Annotated in this window: 16 protein-coding genes; 11 read left to right on the top strand and 5 right to left on the bottom strand. The window is 60.7% G+C overall.

Translation table 11 applies throughout. The annotated features are described in order from the left end of the window. Positions 1–368: 368 nt before the first annotated feature. From ACFOTD_RS20085 to ACFOTD_RS20055, 7 genes are all read left to right on the top strand, one after another. On the top strand, positions 369–2,114 hold the full coding sequence (locus ACFOTD_RS20085; RefSeq protein ID WP_378121725.1) for an ABC transporter ATP-binding protein: 1,746 nt from the start codon (positions 369–371) through the stop codon (positions 2,112–2,114). 89 nt (positions 2,115–2,203) lie between these two features. Beyond that, a complete protein-coding gene (locus ACFOTD_RS20080; protein WP_378121724.1) occupies positions 2,204–4,252 on the top strand; it encodes an ABC transporter ATP-binding protein in 2,049 nt (682 codons plus the stop codon). 18 nt (positions 4,253–4,270) lie between these two features. After that, entirely contained in the window at positions 4,271–4,810 is a 540-nt protein-coding gene (locus tag ACFOTD_RS20075) for a GNAT family N-acetyltransferase (protein ID WP_378121723.1), read from the top strand. A gap of 168 nt (positions 4,811–4,978) precedes the next feature. Beyond that, positions 4,979–5,854: an undecaprenyl-diphosphate phosphatase gene (locus ACFOTD_RS20070; protein ID WP_378121722.1), complete on the top strand. Its 876-nt coding sequence runs from the start codon at positions 4,979–4,981 to the stop codon at positions 5,852–5,854. Between the two features lie 298 nt (positions 5,855–6,152). Further along, entirely contained in the window at positions 6,153–8,156 is a 2,004-nt protein-coding gene (locus ACFOTD_RS20065; RefSeq protein ID WP_378121721.1) for a DEAD/DEAH box helicase, read from the top strand. A 212-nt stretch (positions 8,157–8,368) separates the two neighbouring features. Continuing rightward, the gene (locus tag ACFOTD_RS20060; RefSeq protein ID WP_282912135.1) at positions 8,369–8,671 is read left to right on the top strand and encodes a hypothetical protein; all 303 of its coding nucleotides are present in this window, start codon (positions 8,369–8,371) and stop codon (positions 8,669–8,671) included. Between the two features lie 125 nt (positions 8,672–8,796). After that, positions 8,797–9,867 carry an SDR family oxidoreductase gene (locus ACFOTD_RS20055; protein WP_378121720.1) on the top strand — a complete coding sequence of 357 codons (1,071 nt, stop codon included), beginning with the start codon at positions 8,797–8,799 and terminating at the stop codon, positions 9,865–9,867. 56 nt (positions 9,868–9,923) lie between these two features. Here the strand turns inward: ACFOTD_RS20055 and ACFOTD_RS20050 are convergent, their stop codons facing one another. Beyond that, entirely contained in the window at positions 9,924–10,298 is a 375-nt protein-coding gene (locus ACFOTD_RS20050; protein ID WP_378121719.1) for a winged helix-turn-helix transcriptional regulator, read from the bottom strand. A gap of 88 nt (positions 10,299–10,386) precedes the next feature. Next, the gene (locus ACFOTD_RS20045) at positions 10,387–10,707 is read right to left on the bottom strand and encodes a DUF5658 family protein (protein WP_378121718.1); all 321 of its coding nucleotides are present in this window, start codon (positions 10,705–10,707) and stop codon (positions 10,387–10,389) included. A gap of 165 nt (positions 10,708–10,872) precedes the next feature. Here ACFOTD_RS20045 and ACFOTD_RS20040 point away from each other — a divergent pair, with 165 nt between their 5' ends. Continuing rightward, positions 10,873–11,082 (top strand): YwbE family protein, encoded by a 210-nt coding sequence (locus tag ACFOTD_RS20040; protein WP_282912139.1) that lies wholly within the window; start codon positions 10,873–10,875, stop codon positions 11,080–11,082. Positions 11,083–11,285: 203 nt separating this feature from the next. Here ACFOTD_RS20040 and ACFOTD_RS20035 read toward each other — a convergent pair whose 3' ends face one another. Then, entirely contained in the window at positions 11,286–11,912 is a 627-nt protein-coding gene (locus ACFOTD_RS20035) for a cysteine hydrolase family protein (RefSeq protein ID WP_378121717.1), read from the bottom strand. 122 nt (positions 11,913–12,034) lie between these two features. On the opposite strand from ACFOTD_RS20035, the gene ACFOTD_RS20030 reads away from it, so the two are divergent. Together ACFOTD_RS20030 and ACFOTD_RS20025 are read left to right on the top strand one after the other, a co-directional pair. After that, the gene (locus tag ACFOTD_RS20030) at positions 12,035–13,030 is read left to right on the top strand and encodes a LysR family transcriptional regulator (RefSeq protein ID WP_378121716.1); all 996 of its coding nucleotides are present in this window, start codon (positions 12,035–12,037) and stop codon (positions 13,028–13,030) included. 7 nt (positions 13,031–13,037) lie between these two features. Beyond that, positions 13,038–14,006 carry a LysR family transcriptional regulator gene (locus ACFOTD_RS20025; protein WP_378121715.1) on the top strand — a complete coding sequence of 323 codons (969 nt, stop codon included), beginning with the start codon at positions 13,038–13,040 and terminating at the stop codon, positions 14,004–14,006. Positions 14,007–14,023: 17 nt separating this feature from the next. On the opposite strand, the gene ACFOTD_RS20020 is transcribed toward ACFOTD_RS20025, so the two are convergent. Continuing rightward, positions 14,024–14,221: a hypothetical protein gene (locus ACFOTD_RS20020; RefSeq protein ID WP_378121714.1), complete on the bottom strand. Its 198-nt coding sequence runs from the start codon at positions 14,219–14,221 to the stop codon at positions 14,024–14,026. A gap of 56 nt (positions 14,222–14,277) precedes the next feature. Beyond that, positions 14,278–15,666: an amidase gene (locus ACFOTD_RS20015; protein ID WP_378121713.1), complete on the bottom strand. Its 1,389-nt coding sequence runs from the start codon at positions 15,664–15,666 to the stop codon at positions 14,278–14,280. 235 nt (positions 15,667–15,901) lie between these two features. Between ACFOTD_RS20015 and ACFOTD_RS20010 the strand changes: the two genes are divergently transcribed. Further along, positions 15,902–16,879 carry an ABC transporter ATP-binding protein gene (locus ACFOTD_RS20010; protein ID WP_378121712.1) on the top strand — a complete coding sequence of 326 codons (978 nt, stop codon included), beginning with the start codon at positions 15,902–15,904 and terminating at the stop codon, positions 16,877–16,879. Positions 16,880–16,978 lie beyond the last annotated feature (99 nt).

Below are 16,978 nucleotides of genomic sequence, written 5' to 3'. Positions count from 1 at the left end.
GGCGGTATCCGTGATTTTCCAAGCAACCCATTGACAGTTTCCGTGGACCGATGGTAAAGTGTCAAATGTCAAATACATTTCACAATTGAAGGGAGGATTGCGTTCGATGCGTACATTCATGATTGTTCCAGCCGCTGTCGTTGCTGCCTTTGTAAGCGAACGTAATCCGTTAAAGCCCGTTTAATCCAACGATGGATACCAAGGGCGCGCGGTTACGTATCCGTAATCGCGCGCCCTTTCTTATTCGCCCCGGAACGAACGAACGTTCGAAAACCGGGAACGAATGCATAGAATAGGCGTATCGCTTACGGGCGGTGCGCCTTTTTTGCATGCTTGGATGCAAGCGGGAACAGAAGAGAGGGAAAAAAATGCTTAGCGTACTTATCAAGTTAAAGTGGTTTTTCAGAGCGCATTGGAAGCGGTATACGATCGCGGTCGTCCTGCTCGCGATCGCGGGCATCATCGACATCTTGCCCCCCAAGCTGCTTGGCAACACGATCGACGGCATTCAGCAAGGGACAATGTCGCAGGCGGAGTTCTATCAGATCGTCGTGCTGTGGCTCGGGGTGACAATCGTCGGCTACGGCATCAACTACGTCTGGATGTACCAGCTGTTCGGGGGCTCGATGATGCTCGAGCGGCTGCTCCGTACGAAGCTGATCCGTCATTTGCTGCGGATGACGCCGACGTTCTACGAGCGCAACCGGACGGGCGACCTGATGGCGCGCGCGACGAACGATCTGTGGGCCATCTCGAATACGGCCGGCTTCGGCATTTTAACGCTGATCGATTCGTCCATCTTCATGGTGACGCTGTTAATCATCATGGCGGGACTCATCAGCTGGAAGCTGACGCTCGCGGCCATGCTGCCCCTGCCGCTTATCGCGCTGGCGATGAAGCATTTCGGCGGCAAGATCCACGACCGCTTCATGAAGGCGCAGGATTCGTTCGGAGAGCTGAACGACCAGGTGCTCGAATCGGTGACGGGCGTTCGCGTCATTCGCGCCTACGTACAGGAAAAGGCGGACGAGGAGCGGTTTCACGCGAAGACGAACGAAGTGCTGGAACGCAATATCGCGGTCGCTCGCATCGACGCGCTGTTCGAGCCGACGAATAAGGTTCTGATCGGACTGAGCTATATTATCGGCGTTTGCTACGGCGGCTATCTGGTTTTCCGGAGCGAGATCACGCTCGGAGAGCTCGTCTCCTTCAACATCTTCCTCGGCATGCTGATCTGGCCGATGTTCGCCATCGGCGAGTTGATCAACATCATGCAGCGCGGCAACGCATCGCTCGACCGTGTCAACGAGACGCTCGGCTACGTGCCGGACGTCCAGGACCCGCAGCGGCTCACCGAAGTGAAGGCACCCGACACGCTCGCGTTCAAGGCTTTGACCTTCCGCTATCCGTCGTCGGCGGTAGACAATCTGATCGACGTCGGCTTCGAGCTGAAACGCGGCCAGACGCTCGGCATCGTCGGACGCACCGGCAGCGGCAAGACGACCCTGCTCAAGCAGCTGCTGCGGGAATATCCCGCAGGCAGCGGTGAAGTGTCGATCTCAGGCGTGCCGATCCAGGACATCGGCATCGACCGTCTGCTCTCATGGGTCGGTTATGTACCGCAGAACCCGATATTGTTCTCCCGCACGATCCGCGAGAACATCTTGTTCGGTCAGGAGGAGGCCACGCCGGAGACGCTGCAGCATGCGCTCGTCCGGGCCTCGTTCGCCAAGGACATCGTATTCCTGCCCGACGGGCTCGAGACGCTGGTCGGCGAGAAGGGCGTGGCGCTCTCCGGCGGGCAGAAGCAGCGGGTGAGCATCGCCCGCGCGATGATCGCGGATCCGGAGATCCTCATGCTGGATGACGCGCTGTCCGCCGTCGACGCGAGGACAGAGGCCGAGATCATCGAGGGCATCCGTACGGAGCGAGCCGGCAAGACGACGCTTATCGCGACGCATCGGCTGTCCGCGGTTCAACACGCGGACCTCATCCTCGTGCTGGACGAAGGTTACGTCGTCGAGCGGGGCACGCACGAGGAGCTGCTGGCGCACGGCGGCTGGTATAAAGAGCAGTACGATCGGCAGCAGCTCGAGGCGATCGTCGAAGGTTAAGCGACGTAACTCGCGGACGCGACTCGACGCAGGACACTAAGGACGCCCTACAAAGCGAAGAGAAGAGAAAGAAATGAAGGTGACCAATCATGACAGGCAAGCGTTTATTCCGCTACGCACTGCTATATAAGAAAACGATCGTCTGGGCGTTGGTGATGCTGGCGCTGGCGGTGTGCGCCGAGCTGCTCGGACCGCTGCTGGCCAAGCGGATGATCGACCAGAACATTCTGGGCATCGAAAAAACCTGGTACCAGGTCCAGGCCAAGCAGAGCGACGCGATCTCCTACCAGGGCAACTGGTATGTGAGAAGCGACCATCTGCCGGCCGGCGCGGACCGCAGCCCTGAATCGGCCAGACGCGTACTCCAGGAGAAGCGCAGCTACTACTGGATCGACAGCGACTTGGCATTCGACGGCGCCCGGTCGGTCTCGGACGGCACGATGACCGTGACCGCCAAGGACGGGCGCAGCGCACAATATGCGGCCACAAAGCTGACGAAGGGCGAATTGTATGCGTTCTACAAGCCGGAGGTGCCGATGCTGCTGCAGCTGGCCGCCGCCTATTTCGGACTGCTGCTGCTAGCCGCGGCTTTCACTTACGGGCAGAAGCTGCTGCTGCAGACGTCGGCAAACCGAATCGTGCAGCGCATGCGCGAGGACGTATTCGCGCACACGCATCGCCTGCCGGTGCAGTACTTCGACAACCTGCCCGCAGGCAAGGTCGTCTCGCGCATTACCAACGACACCGAAGCCGTACGCGAGTTGTTCGTGGCGGTACTGGCCAACTTCTTCTCCGGCATCGTCTATATGACCGCGATTCTGGGGGCGCTGTTCCTGCTCGATACGAGCCTTGCGCTTATCGCCCTGCCGCTCATTCCGATGCTCGCGATCTGGATCGTCCTGTACCGCAAGTACGCAGGCAAGCTTAACAATGTAATTCGCGCGAAGCTGAGCGATATCAACGGCATGATCAACGAGTCCATCCAAGGGATGACGATCATTCAAGCGTTCGGCAGGCAGAAAAAGATGGCCAAGGAGTTTGACGAGCTCAACGAGGATTACTTCAATCACCAGACGAAGCTGGTCAGCCTGAACTCGATTACTTCCCACAATCTCGTAAACGTCGTGCGCAATCTGATCTTCCTGGCCGTTCTCTGGATGTTCTGGGGCGGATCTTTAAGCAGCGCCGTCACGGTCGGCGTGTTGTATGCGTTCATCGATTACATGAACCGCATGTTCCAGCCGATCGTCGGCATCGTCAATCAGCTGTCCAATCTGGAGACCGCGCGGGTATCCGCGTCCCGCGTATTCGAGCTGCTGGATCAGCCGGGCATTCCGGTCGAGCCGGGCGCCGCGCCTCGCAGCGGCGGAGACGTGCGCTTCGAGCACGTGACCTTCGCTTACAAAAAGGGCGAGAACGTATTGAAGGACGTCAATTTCCACGCCCGCCAGGGCGAGACGGTCGCGCTCGTCGGTCACACGGGCTCCGGTAAAAGTTCGATTCTAAACCTGCTGTTCCGCTTCTACGATATTGAAGAGGGCAGCATCAAGGTAGACGGCGTAGACGTTCGCGATATTCCGAAGCAGCAGCTGCGTACGCACATGGGCATCGTGCTGCAGGATCCGTTCCTGTTCACGGGGACGATCGCATCGAACGTAAGTCTTGGCAACCCGGCGATCACGCGGGAGCGCGTCGAGCAGGCGCTTCGCGACGTCGGCGCCTACGACATGTTCATGAGTCTGCCGGGCGGACTCGACGAGCCCGTCATCGAGAAGGGCGCGACGCTGTCCGCGGGACAGCGGCAGCTGATCTCCTTCGCCCGGGCGCTGGCCTACGACCCGGCGATTCTCATCCTGGACGAGGCGACGGCCAGCATCGACACCGAGACCGAGGCTATCATCCAAGCGGCGCTGGACGTGCTTAAGAAAGGGCGGACGACGTTCGTCATCGCCCACCGGCTGTCCACAATCCGTCAGGCCGATCAGATTCTCGTGCTGGACCACGGCGTCATCGTCGAGCGCGGCGATCATGAGCGTCTGATGCGGCTGCAGGGTAAATACTATGCGATGTACCAGCTGCAGGGCGGCGCCGCGATGGAACTTACCGGCGCCGAGGAAACGGAAGCGGCGGCGAAATGAAGCAAGGAGAGAGACAAGATGACGACAATTCGCAAGGAAACGAATGAAGATATCGAAGCGGTCAGGCAGGTTCATCTGGCCGCCTTCGGCGGACGGGAGGACGAGAGCCGGCTCGCGGACCGCATCCGCGAGTCCGCCGGCTTCGTGCCGGAGCTGTCGCTCGTAGCGGAGACTTCCGGCCGAGTCGAAGGGCATATGCTGATCAGTAAAGCGGAGCTCGTGGACGGTCAAGAACTAGAGGACACGCTCGTGCTGGCGCCGATCGGCGTGCTGCCCGACGCGCAGGGCCGCGGAATCGGGAGCGAGCTGATCAAGGAGGGCATCCGCAGGGCGGGGCAGCTGGGCTACAAGCTGATTTTTCTCATCGGCCATCCGTCCTACTATCCGCGATTCGGCTTCAAGCCTGCCGTGGATAGCGGGCTCGTCCTGATGCAGTTCGACGTGCCGGACGACGTGTTCATGGTGCTCGAGCTGGCGGAGGGAGAGCTGGCCCGCCTCAGGGAGACGCGCAAGGAGAAGTACGGGGAGCTGAAGTATCCCCAGACGTTTTTCGCCTAGTGCTTGCCTAGAAAAAGACGCTTATCTCGCGCCGACGCGCTCGAATCCTTCCCCGAAGGGTACTATAGTAGCGGAAGCCTGGGCCCCAGTCCATTAGACAAGGACCCTGCGTTCCCTATAAACTAGACCATAGGAAATCGGAATCGGGAAAGGGAGTAGAGCGTACATATGTCATTCCTGGAAATTCTAAAAGGCATCATCATCGGCATCGTCGAAGGCGTCACGGAGTTTGCGCCCGTCTCTTCTACGGGTCACATGATCATCGTGGACGACCTGTGGCTCAAGACCGAGAACTTCCTCGGCTCGGATGCGGCAGTCGCATTCAAGGTTGTTATCCAGCTCGGCTCGATCCTGGCGGTCGTCGTATTGTTCTGGCGGCGGTTCATGGACCTGCTCGGTCTTAGAAAACTCAAAGGCAAAGACGCCCGCATCGAAGCGGAACACGAAGGCACGGGAGAATGGAGCGGTTCCGGCACAGGACGGCTCAAGCTGATGCAAGTCATCGTGGGACTCATCCCGGCCGGTATTCTTGGCTTCCTGTTTGACGATATGATCGAGAAACACCTTTTTTCCACGGAGACGGTGCTTGTCGGCCTCGTGTTGGGCGCCATCCTCATGATCGGTGCAGACCGTCTGGGGCCGAAGCAGCCGAAGGTGAACACGGTGGACCAGATTACCTACAAGCAGGCGTTTACGATCGGCTTGATCCAGTGCTTCTCGCTGTGGCCAGGCTTCTCGCGGTCCGGCTCGACGATCTCGGGCGGCGTCTTGCTCGGTCTCAGCCACCGTGCGGCGGCGGACTTCACCTTTATCATGGCCGTGCCTATTATGGCAGGCGCGAGTCTCATCACGCTGCTCAAGAACTATCAGTACATAACGACCGACATGCTGCCTTTTTACATCGCAGGCTTTATCGCCGCGTTCTTGGTCGCGCTGGTGGCCATCCGGTTCTTCCTGAACCTGATCAACCGGATCAAGCTCGTGCCGTTCGCTATCTATCGCATCGTGCTGGCTGTCGTGCTGGCGCTGGTGCTCTGGCTGTAACTACTGGAATACGGCTGCCCGGGCAACGTCCGGCGCAGTCGTTTTTTAATGCCCGGACGTTTGAACGGTATCCCCTTAAGTCAGGAGCCATAGTCATGCGGGAAGTTTGAACAATATCCCCTTAAGTCAGGGAAAAAGATGCGTCCTGATCGAAGGGGATACCGCTCAAACGGGTAAAATAAGGACAGGGCGCCACTAAAATTAAGGCTTAGCCGAAATGCGGAAAAGGGCACGTAATGTGGTAGGATAGGAGTACGAATGCGCGGCAGCGGTCCGCGAATATAAATGAGGTGCTATTGTGGCAGAGTTTGGACCATTGGGTGTGGCGGCACGCGCATCCGAATTATTGTATAGCTTGGGCATCAAGCAGCCGACGCCGGTACAGGCGCAGACGATCCCGGTTGCTCTGACGGGCAAGGACGTCATCAGCCAGGCGCAGACGGGTACGGGCAAAACGCTTGCGTTCGTGCTGCCGATGCTCGAGCGGATCAAGCCGGAGGTGCCGTATTTGCAAGGCTTGATCGTGACGCCGACGCGCGAGCTCGCGATCCAGATTACGGCGGAGATCAAGAAGCTGCTGCCCGCCTACGAAGGCGTGCGCGTGCTGGCGGTCTACGGCGGGCAGGACGTCGAGGCGCAGCTGCACAAGCTGGAAGGCAACATGCATATGATCGTGGCGACGCCGGGCCGGCTGCTCGATCATATGCGGCGCGAGACGGTCAGGCTGTCCAACGTGCGCATGATGGTGCTCGACGAAGCCGACCAGATGCTGCACATGGGCTTCCTCGGCGAGGTCGAGGAGATCATGTCCAAGACGCCCAAGGACAGGCAGACGATGCTCTTCTCGGCGACGATGCCGGATAAGATCCGGAACCTGGCCGGTCGTTATCTGCGGGACCCGCAGGAAGTGACGGTCAAGGCGAAGCAAGTGACGGTCAAGGATACTGCGCAGCTTGTCATCGAGACGACCGACCGGGCCAAGCAAGAGGCGCTGGTGGCGATGATTAAGGAGACGCAGCCGTATCTGGGCATGGTCTTCTGCCGCACCAAGCGGCGCGCGAGCACGCTGAACGAGGCGCTGCAGGCGCTGGGGTACAGCAGCGACGAGCTGCACGGCGACTTGTCGCAGGCGAAGCGGGAGCAGGTTATGCGAAAGTTTCGGGATGCGAAGCTGCAGCTGCTGGTCGCGACGGATATCGCAGCGCGCGGGCTTGATGTGGAAGGCGTGACGCACGTGTACAACTACGACGTGCCGCAGGATGCGGAGAGCTACATTCACCGCATCGGACGGACAGGCCGTGCGGGCGAGTCGGGCATGGCGATTACGTTCGTCGCGCCCAAGGACCGCGGCGACCTCGGCGTAATCGAGGACGGCATCGGGATGTTCATCGAGCGGCGCAAAATCGGCGCGGCCGGCGGCAGCGTGGCGGCCGAAGGCGCCGCGACGGTGAAGGCGCGGACGCCAGGCGCATTTGGCAAGCGCGCGGGTGCTGCGGGCACCGGAGCGCGCAGCGGCGCGACGCGCGGTGCCGGAGGCGGGCGGCGCGGCGAGAGCCGCGGAGACGATCGCGGCGCGCGGGGTGAAGGCCGCGCCGCGGTACGCGGCGGCGTCGTGCGCGGCGCACGCGGAGATGGCGCAGCAGCGCCCGGCGGGCGCGGCGCGGAGCGGGGCTTGCGCGGCGGCGCGGCGAATGCGGGCGCGGGCCGCGGCAAGGGCGTGCCTGCGCGCGGCGGACGCGAGGCAGGTGCCGGTGGCGGCGCAGGCGAGGAGCGCGCAGCCAAGTGGTGGGAGCAGGGCGAATACTTCGCCCCGCCTCCCGAAGAGCGCGCGGCGGAGCCGCAGGGTCAGCGCCGCAGGCCGGGCGCGGGCGGCCCGGGCAACGGCCGCCGCGAAGCCGGCGCCGGCAGGCCGCAGGCGGGAGCGGGGCGCGGGCCCCGCAGCGGCGGCAGCGCGGGCGAGGGCCGCTACGCCGGCGCATCTGCGCTGGGCGGCAGGGCCGAGCGCGGCGCCAAGTCGTACGGCGCGCCGGCCGAGCGGCCTAAGCGCGGCGGCGACCGCGCATCGGCGGGCCGCCGCGGCGAGCGGAGCTTTGGCGCCGGCACGGGCGGCGGAGCCGGCGGCTTCGCTCGCGGCAGCGAGCGGCCATCCGGCGGGCGCAGCGGCGGCAGGCCGCAGGCCGGCGGTTCCCGCGACGGCGGACGCAAGCCTTCTTCCGGCGGACGGGGCGGCTTCGGCGGCGCTCCGGGCGGCGGCGCGGGCAGAGGCAAAGCGCCTTCGCGCTCGCCGAAAGGCCGCAAATAAAGCTTGAACAACAGCAATACGCCTTGCGCCCAAGAGTGCGTGAGGCGTTTTTTCTTTGCCAATCTTCAGTTGAATCCTGCCGTTCCTATCGAACGGTTGAAATACTCACAAATATACCAGGCAATCGCCGATATAAGCCATAGGACGCTTTTTGTCCGCGCCGCGGGCGCTGTGCATATATTTTTCTATTTTTCGCAAAAGGGGATAACAAGATGAAAACGGAAATTTTGCAGCAGGTGACGATCGTAGATATGAACGAGGAATTGTTGACGCGCGTCGACTTCTCCCATGCGGTGGATGTGCCGGGATCGCTCGCGATCGGCTGGTCGGTCGTCACGTACCCGCTCGGCCTGAGAGAATTCGAGGTTGTATACGACCGCCGGGAAGAACGCACGGTCAGCAGCAAAGTCGTCGATATCGAAGTCGATACGACGGGCGAGAAGAATGCGCTGCGCGCGTATTTGGAACCGATTACGCTGATTATCGGACAGCATGACGTAGGTGCGGCAGAGTAGCGCTTTAGACGCCGCCGCGGTGCATTTATTACTTTGAAGTAACTAGATGACTTCAAGGTGCGTACTGTTCACCTCCCCTCCTCTGCTTCACAATGGGGTCATAAGAAGCGAGGAGGAAGATGAGCATGAGTCAAACGATTAAGGAAGTCCGCAAAACGGCGCTGGTAATCGGAGCGAACGGCGTGATCGGACGGAACCTGATTGAATATCTGGCGACGCTGCCCGAATGGGACATCGTTGGCGTATCGAGGCGCGGAGGCGAAAATACCGGGCGCATCCGATACGTAGCCGCAGACTTGTTGGACGAAGCGGATACCCGCGACAAACTGGGCGCGTTGACCGGGATCACGCATATTTTCTACGCGGCTTATCAGGATCGCCCAACCTGGGCCGAGCTCGTCCAGCCGAATCTGGCGATGCTCGTCCATACGGTCGACGCGGTCGAGCCGATCGCGCCGGGTCTTGCGCATATCAGCCTGATGCAGGGCTATAAGGTCTACGGCGCCCACCTCGGTCCGTTCAAGACGCCCGCCCGCGAGAACGATGCCGGTCATATGCCGCCGGAGTTTAATGTCGATCAGCAGCAGTTCCTTGAGCGGAGGCAACCTGGATCTACGTGGACGTGGTCCGCGCTGCGACCGTCCGTCGTGGCCGGCTATGCGACCGGCAACCCGATGAACCTCGCGATGGTCATCGCGGTCTATGCCACGATATCCAAGGAACTGGGGCTGCCGCTGCGCTTCCCGGGCAAGCCGGGCGCCTATGACAGCCTGCTGGAGATGACCGACGCCGGTCTGCTGGCCCGGGCGACGGTATGGGCGGCGACCGATCCGCGCTGCGCGAACCAGGCCTTCAACATCACGAACGGCGACCTTTTCCGCTGGAACGAGCTATGGCCGAAGATCGCGGCGAACTTCGGGCTTGAGACCGCGCCTCCGCTTCAGATGTCTCTCGAGACCGTAATGGCAGACAAGGCGCCGCTCTGGGACGCAATGGTCGAGAAATACGGTCTTGCGCCGAATAGCTACGACGATGTCTCTTCCTGGGGATTCGGAGATTTTGTTTTTTCGTGGAATTACGATTTCTTTGCGGACGGCACCAAGGCGCGCCGCTTCGGATTCCATGAGTTCATAGACACCGAAGAGATGTTCATGGGGATCTTCGAGGACCTGCGCCTGCGCAAGGTCATCCCCTGATCGAGGCGCAAGACAAAGCCGGCTCCGCCGTTATTGGCAGGGCCGGCTTCGTTCGTTCAATCGGCGTCCTGCGGCGGCTCGAACAGCACGCGTCCGCGGTCGCCGTAGGATCGCTCGATATGCGCGTCGCCCCATTTGCACATGAGATGAAGCAAATCTCTCAAGCTCCGGCCGTAAGGCGTCAACTCGTATTCGACCTTCGGCGGCACCTGGTTGTAGACGATGCGCGAGACGATGCCGTCATCGACCAATTCGGATAGCTGCTGCGAAAGCACCTTTTGCGTAATCGAAGGAATAAGCCGCATTAATTCGCCGTTGCGCCGCTTGCCGAAGGTGAGATAGAAGAGAATGACCGGCTTCCACTTGCCGCCGATGACTTCAAGCGTCGCTTCGACGGCGGTGTTATACACTTTTATGGGCTGCTCTTGCACCGCGATATCGCCTCCAGTGTCTCTACACGTATCGTATCGCTTGAACGCCGCGGCCGCAAGATAAGGCATTGCATCGCATGAATCAAGGTCAGGGAGTCACCGCAGCGACCCCAATCCAGACGACGTGATAGATCGCGACGATGGCGTACAGAGCTGTGGCGAGTGCGGTTCCGAGGCGAACGATCTGGCGATCGGGGGCATGACGGAGCAGGAACAGCAGGAGAAGCGGCAGAAGGGTCTTGTAGCCGTAGAAAAGGACGACGTTGGATTCGTACAACGCCTTGGCGACTGGATTCGCTTCCTGAATCAACTGCAGCCGAATGCCGCAATCCGTCGCCAGCGCATCGAATACGGACAGAATCAACAGCAGATACCGGTTTCGCTCGCTGTCGCGGGCAGTCAGCATCATACAGAGCGCCCTCCTTTAGATACATATTGTATCATTTTGAGCGCGTGCAAGCTACTGCATGTCCGCGAAGATGCACCGGACGCTCAGGCTTGGTATGATGGAAGCGCCGCACAAGGCGCAGGTAGGCAACAGTGGATTCGCGTGTACAGGAAGGAATGAGCGTATATGGCAGGCAGCGGGCGGAACCGCAGCGACGTCAAGCCCGGGCTGACGGTAGATATCGTGTTGAAGCAAGATCAGCGTACGGGCAAGCTGACTCGGGGTATCGTGAAGGATCTGTTGACGAACTCGGCCACGCACCCGCACGGTATCAAGGTGAGGCTGCAGGATGGCCAGGTCGGCAGAGTGCAGACGATTCTGAGCGAAGGCGAGTAAGGGTAGAGGACTGCTTCGCGCGTTTGAAGGGTATCCCCTTTGCTCAGGGACGCTGATTAGGCGCATTTGAAGGATATCCCCTTCGTTCAGGAGGCTGATTCCTGATTGAAGGGGATACCGTTAAAATGTGCTGAAGACGGTTTTACAGGTGATGCAAAAAAAGGACTGCGTCGGCGAATGATGCCATGCGGTCCTTTGACGTATCAGGCCGATGCCTCGATCGGCGCCGCTGCTGCGCGCCAGACTGCGCCGACCTGTTCGGTGTCGAGCACGGTGCCGAAGACATTCGCGATGTTGGCGAGGGTGCCGGCATGCGCTTCGGGGCTTGAGCCTGCGCAGGCATCGGACACGAGCGTGACGTTGTAATCGAGCATGAAGCCGTCCCGCGCCGTGGATTCTACGCACACGTTGGTGAGCACGCCGGTGAGGACGATCGACTTGCAGCCCATTGATCGAAGGATGAGATCCAGGTTGGTGCCGATAAAGCCGCTGTAACGGTGCTTCTCGACGACGGCGTCGCCCGGCTGCGGGTACAGCTTGTAGTAGTCGGCACCCCAGCTGTCTTTGGCCACGATCGAGATCTCGGTCCCGTGCTTGTTGGTCCAGGCCTCCGACTTGGTCGTGTCGTCCAGCGTCATGTAGACGAACACGACAGGGACGCCGGCTGCCCGTGCATGAGTGATCAAACCGTCGATCTTGGGCACGCAGGCCTGGAAGGCGGGGATGTCGGCGAGCCCGCGCTTGGCTGAGGCGCCGACATCGTGACAGAAGTCGTTTTGCATATCGATAATGACAAGGGCGGTATCTTGCGGATTAAGATAAGCAGTCATTGTATATTCCTCCGATATGTTAGGTTTTTATCGTTGTATTGATTATGGTATCAATTGAGGCTACTATCAGTTAAATGTATGTTATAGAATATTACATAATAAGTTGCAGCCGGGAGGCGGGCATGTTGGACATGGACGGGTTGCACTCTTTTATCGCTGTTGCCAAAGACAAGAGCATCTCCAAAGCCGCACAGGCTCTGCACGTGACGCAGCCGACGCTCAGCGCCCGTCTCCGCAAGCTGGAAGAGAGTCTCGGCGTGAAGCTGCTCGAGCGCGGATGGGACGGCATTCGACTGACCAAGGAGGGCCGGTTCTTCCTGTCCTACTCCGTCGATCTGTTCCAGCAGATCGAGGAAGCTGGGGCCATTCTGAGCCAGGACGGCGGCGGAGGTATTCTCGAGCGCCCGCTGGAGGCGGTCGCTAACGAGAAGCGGCTGCGGATCGGCATCGAGTCGTTCTATTACCCGGCTTTCCTGCCTTCCGTAATCGAAGGGATCCGAGCCGTCGTCCCCGATGCGGAATGCCGGTTCGTAAACAAGACGTCCGATCTCTTGACTGGCATGGTGGACTGCGAGGGTCTGGACCTTTGCCTGAACTTCAACTACGTCGGCGACCTGCATCCTTGCTCGCGGCTCGTGCATTACGATAAAGCGGTGCTGTTGTATCCGAAGGAAGGTTACCCGGACATCCGGACCGATCTCTCGAATGCGCCGCTGATTGCGGACCGGCCGTTCATTCTCTTCGACAATTCGCCGCTGCGCCAATACAGCGAGGTGACGGAGCGGGTGTTCCACTACTTGCTCGGCCGGGTGCCGGAACGTTTTCACATCGTCAACGACGTAACCGTGATGGCCGATATGCTGCGCCGCGGATTCGGCTACACGTTCATGCCCCGCTCGAGCCTGCTCCATATGATGGATGCTTCGCTGCCCTTCCACGCGATCGAGATGGACGCGGAGTTCCTGATCTCTCCCGTCTTCATCACCTACTCGCAGAATCCTTCCTCGCGTCATCCGATCGAAGAGATCGCAAGGGCGGTCACCGGACGGTTGAAGGACGCCATCGACGCTGCGTTCCAAGGCAAGCAGGCATACGGCTACAGACGGAAAGGAGACTGAAGCGGTTATGGATATGGAAGGTCTGCATTCCTTCGTCGCCGTCGCGCGGGAGAAGAGCATCTCACGCGCCGCGCAGGCGCTGCACGTCACGCAGCCGACGCTAAGCGCCCGGCTCAAGAAGCTGGAGCGCGATCTCGGCGTCAGTCTGCTGGAACGGAGCTGGGACGGCATTCGGCTTACCAAGCACGGACGATTCTTCCTGACGTACTCCATCGGCATGTTCGAGGAGCTGGAGGAGGCCGCGACGCTGCTGCGCAGACGCGAGGCGCGCGAGCCGGAGGGACCGATCGACGCCATCACCAACGCGCTCCGGCTGCGCGTGGGGGTAGAGTCGTTCTTTTTTCCCGCGTTCGTCGGCCCGATCATTCAAGGCATTCAAGCCGCCGCGCCGGATACCGAGTGCAAGTTCGTCACCAAAACGTCGGACCTGCTGCTCAATCTGACGGATTGCGACAGTCTTGACCTGTGTCTTCACTACGAGACGGGCCCGCGGCCGAACCTTGGTTCCCGCCGGCTCGCGAACGACCGGCTCGTGCTGCTCTACCCGAAGACGGGCTATCCGGACATCCTGCCCGATATGAGCAATGCGCGCCTGCTTAAGGACGAGCGGTTCGTGCTGTTCGAGAGCGCGCCGCTGCTGTCGTTTCCCCGGGTGACGAGCCAGGCGTTCCTCAAGCTGTTCGGCGATATTCCCGACCGCTTCCATATCGTTCAGGATATCGAAGCGGCCCTGGATATCGTGGCTAGCGGGTTCGGGTATACGTTCGTGCCGGTCACGTCGATCTATCAGCTGCTTGGGGGACCGCTGCCCTTTCACGCGTTGCTCATGCCGGAGGAATACCTCAGCCTGCCTATTTTGCTCAGTTGTCCGGCGTCTCCGGCTTCGCCGCTGCCGGTTGCGCAGCTCGCGCCGATCATGCTGTCCGCGCTTCAGACATACTTGGAGCAGATCGATCCGGCCTACAAGCTTGAATAATCGGCGACAGCCTTAGTTTATGATGTCCGATAGCGCGATGCCTTGTAAGTCGGCGGCAGGATCGGTTCGATGCCCGTCAGATCCAGTCCCTTAAGGCTGTCGATCGCAGAGGCGAACCGGGCGAAGGCTTGCTTTGACTGTTCTGTCATTTCCGTGCCGCTCTCTACAGCGTTTGCGGCAACGGCCTCGTTTTTCTGATCCTCGTAATCTCCCATGGAACTCGCTCCTTTTATTCGGATAAATACCGTCGTGAAATGAATCGACTGTGAAATTAAATCGATGGATGGCGGGTATGCCAATCGGTGTTTTGCTCGTAAACGTTGCCGATACCGAGTATCGTCGCCTCCTCGAAGGGACGTCCGATCAGCTGCATATTGACCGGAAGACCTGCCGGAGAAAATCCGCAAGGCATCGACAGACTCGGCAGACCGGTCAGATTGGTCGGCATCGTGAGCCGCGCGAGCTGCAGCGATGCGTCGAAGTCGCCCGAGCGCGGCGCCGTGGTCGGCGTGGTCGGCGTGAGCAGCGCGTCGATGCCGGACAAGGCGTCCAGATAATCCTGCACGACGAGATGCCTGGCGCGCTGCGCCTGCAGGTAGGCCGAGGCGGGCAAGTCTTTGCCGCTCTCGAGCATGAGGCGGACGTCCGGGCCGTAGTCCTGCGGGCGCGTCGCGATCCATTCCTCGTGGATGGCGGACAGCTCGCCCAGGCAGATCGCCATGGCAATGCCCTGCGCCCGATGGATCATCGGCAGCTTGACCTCGACGATCTCCGCGCCGAGCTCCTTGAACTTCGCCATCGCCGCGTGCAGGGCGGCTTCGACGTCGGCGCTGATATTCTCGTAGTAGAAATCGGCCGGTATGCCGAGCTTCACGCCCTTCAGGCTGCCGTTATATTCACGCATGCCCGGAGCAGGCAGATCGACGGTCGATTCGTCCTTGGCGTCGAAGCCGGACATGATGTCGAGGCAGATCGAGGCGTCCTTCACGCTGCGGGTGAGGGGACCGGCGTGATCGAGCGACCACACCATCGGGAAAACGCCGTGCTTGCTGACCCGGCCATAGGTGGGCTTGATGCCGACGACGCCGCAGCAGGCGGCAGGGATGCGGATCGAGCCGCCGGTGTCGGAGCCGGTGCCCATATAGGCGATGCCGGCGGCTACCGCCGCGCCGGAGCCGCCGCTCGAGCCGCCCGGGACGTGATCCGTATTCCAAGGGTTGAGGCAAGGGCCGAAGTGCGGGCTGTTCGTCGACGCCCCGCAGGCGAATTCATGCGTCTGCACTTTGCCGAGAAGCACGGAGCCGGCCGCATGGAGCTTGGCGACGGTCGTGGCGTCGTGGTCGGGGACGAAGTCGGCCAGAATCTTCGAGCTGCAGGTCGTGCGGATGCCCTTGGTGTAATAGAGATCCTTGTGCACGATCGGGATGCCGTGCAGCGGTCCGCGATAAGCGCCACGCATGATCTCGTCCTCCGCTTGACGCGCCTCTGCGAGCGCCAGCTCGACGGTCATCGTGACGAAGGCGTTCAGCTTCGGATTCAAGCTGGCCGCGCGCTCGATCGACGCTTCGGCGAGCTCCACCGGCGAGATCTGGCGGGCTTCGATCTGCTGCGCCAGTTCATGGATAGGGGCGTAGGACAGCTGGGGGTTGATCGTTTTCAATGCGGTTGCCTCCTTGGTGGGATCGGATAATAAACCGGCGGCGACGGATGTCTGCAAGCGCTAAATCCGAACGTTCGAAGCACCGCCGGCTTATTTGTGAGGTAATATAACACAATAAATGCCCAAAAGACGGTTTTGGAGGGTATAGAATGTTTCAATAGCCTGATTAGCGGAATTGTGTGTTAGTATTGGTGACACAAAGGCTTCCCCCAATCCGAACGAGGAGGTTGACAACATGACAGAACTGCTGCAGATCGATCGTCTGGTGACGGAGTTCAAGATCGGAGGCAAGATGGTACCGGCCGTAAGAGAGGTATCGTTGCAGGTGCGCAAGGGACGGACGCTGGTCGTACTGGGCGAGTCCGGGTCCGGCAAGAGCGTCATGCTTCGCTCTATATTGAACCTCAAGCCGGCAGGCGCGAAGCTCGGCGGCGCGATCCGGCTCGAAGGCGAGAACCTGCTCCCGCTATCCGATAAGGAGATGGCGAAGGTTCGCGGCAACAAGATCTCAATGATATTCCAGGACGCGCTGTCGGCGCTCGACCCGCTCTACCGGGTGGGCGACCAGATCGTCGAGACGATCCGGGCGCACCGCAAGGTAAGCAAGGAGGAGGCGCGGAAGCGGACGATCGAGCTGCTCGGCAAAGTCGGCATTCCGGCGCCGGAGGAGCGGATGCGCGCTTTCCCGCACGAGATGAGCGGCGGCATGCGGCAGCGGGCGGTCATCGCGATGGCGCTGGCCTGCGATCCGGATCTGCTGCTGGCCGACGAGCCGACCACGGCGCTGGACGTGACGATCCAGGCGCAGATCCTCCGGCTCTTCAAGGATCTCCAGCGGGACCTCGGCATGTCGATCGTGCTCGTCACGCACGACATCGGCGTCGCGGCGGAGATGGCGGACGACATCGCGGTCATGTACGCGGGCAAGATCGTCGAGTACGGCCGGGCGCGCCAGATTCTGTCCGCACCGTCGCATCCTTATACGGTAGGACTGATCGAGGCGACGCCGAAGCGGGGCCAGCGCGGCAAGCTCCCGGCGATCCCGGGCCAGCCGCCGCTGATCACGGCGATGCCGGCCGGATGCGCGTTCGCCGACCGCTGCCGTCACGCGCAGGAATCTTGCCGCGAGTCGCAGCCGTCGTTCACGACGTACGGCGAATCGCACGGCGCCGCTTGTCACCTGCTGCAGGGCGCACAGCCGATGGCGCAGTAAGTTGAACTTTACGAGGGACCGACGGTAGCTTATAAGGCAAGCGGCATAACGCTATGCAAGTCTCATTTTCCAGATTAAAAAGACAGAATAATCAGATAA

It is taken from the genome of Cohnella sp. GCM10012308, from assembly GCF_042649185.1.
Classification (GTDB): Bacteria; Bacillota; Bacilli; order Paenibacillales; family Paenibacillaceae; genus Cohnella.
The sequence above is the reverse complement of the archived record's forward strand: the minus strand, read 5'-3'. Positions and strand labels throughout refer to the sequence as shown.

Coding starts and splice junctions, on each gene's coding strand:
- ACFOTD_RS20085 (WP_378121725.1), top strand. CDS start 369: ATGCTTAGCGTACTTATCAAGTTAAAGTGGTTTTTCAGAGCGCATTGG.
- ACFOTD_RS20080 (WP_378121724.1), top strand. CDS start 2,204: ATGACAGGCAAGCGTTTATTCCGCTACGCACTGCTATATAAGAAAACG.
- ACFOTD_RS20075 (WP_378121723.1), top strand. CDS start 4,271: ATGACGACAATTCGCAAGGAAACGAATGAAGATATCGAAGCGGTCAGG.
- ACFOTD_RS20070 (WP_378121722.1), top strand. CDS start 4,979: ATGTCATTCCTGGAAATTCTAAAAGGCATCATCATCGGCATCGTCGAA.
- ACFOTD_RS20060 (WP_282912135.1), top strand. CDS start 8,369: ATGAAAACGGAAATTTTGCAGCAGGTGACGATCGTAGATATGAACGAG.
- ACFOTD_RS20055 (WP_378121720.1), top strand. CDS start 8,797: ATGAGTCAAACGATTAAGGAAGTCCGCAAAACGGCGCTGGTAATCGGA.
- ACFOTD_RS20045 (WP_378121718.1), bottom strand. CDS start 10,707: ATGATGCTGACTGCCCGCGACAGCGAGCGAAACCGGTATCTGCTGTTG.
- ACFOTD_RS20040 (WP_282912139.1), top strand. CDS start 10,873: ATGGCAGGCAGCGGGCGGAACCGCAGCGACGTCAAGCCCGGGCTGACG.
- ACFOTD_RS20035 (WP_378121717.1), bottom strand. CDS start 11,912: ATGACTGCTTATCTTAATCCGCAAGATACCGCCCTTGTCATTATCGAT.
- ACFOTD_RS20030 (WP_378121716.1), top strand. CDS start 12,035: ATGTTGGACATGGACGGGTTGCACTCTTTTATCGCTGTTGCCAAAGAC.
- ACFOTD_RS20025 (WP_378121715.1), top strand. CDS start 13,038: ATGGATATGGAAGGTCTGCATTCCTTCGTCGCCGTCGCGCGGGAGAAG.
- ACFOTD_RS20020 (WP_378121714.1), bottom strand. CDS start 14,221: ATGGGAGATTACGAGGATCAGAAAAACGAGGCCGTTGCCGCAAACGCT.
- ACFOTD_RS20010 (WP_378121712.1), top strand. CDS start 15,902: ATGACAGAACTGCTGCAGATCGATCGTCTGGTGACGGAGTTCAAGATC.